Source organism: Variovorax sp. P2_H12, assembly GCF_056403395.1.
The window spans coordinates 1-486 of the sequence record NZ_JBFUFO010000174.1 but is presented as its reverse complement, the minus strand read 5'-3'; the positions used below and the strand labels follow the sequence as shown (position 1 = coordinate 486).

Sequence of the window (486 nt, the reverse complement as noted above, 5' to 3'; positions counted from 1 at the left end):
CCTCACCGCCCGAGAGGACTTCGCCATGCACTCCGACATGCACCTGCCGCTGCACCACCTCCGCTCCGCCGAACTGCAGCAGCGCGCCTCCGAGTTCCGCCTGTCCCGCCGGCCCCGCCAGTCACCGCGGCAGGGCCTCCGCATGCACCTGGGATGGGCCCTGGTCGAGTTGGGTCTGCACGTCCTACCGAACCGCCACGGCCTGACCTCCCCCAGCACTCCTCGCACGGCTTAGTCATGGACGGGGGGAACCGCAAACCGCTCGCTGCTCTTCTCGCAGCCAACTCCATATCGACTGCGGGCACTTCGCTCACCCTGATCGGGGTCCCGTGGTTCGTCCTGCAGACCACGGGCAGCGCCGGCCGGGCCGGCCTCGTCGCCTTCTGCGCCACGCTGCCGATCGTCGTCTCCGCGGTGATCGGCGGGCCCGTCATCGACCGGGCAGGACGGCGGCGGGTCTCCGTCGCCTCCGACACGGTGTGCGGT

1 protein-coding gene and 1 pseudogene are annotated in these 486 nt (G+C 71.0%); both read left to right on the top strand.

From position 1 onward, the window contains the following. Positions 1–235: hypothetical protein (locus AC1DYK_RS35690; protein WP_478170566.1), on the top strand; the 235-nt coding region annotated here is incomplete at its 5' end. Positions 236–237: 2 nt separating this feature from the next. After that, positions 238–486: pseudogene (locus AC1DYK_RS35685) on the top strand (hypothetical protein); the annotation flags it as partial.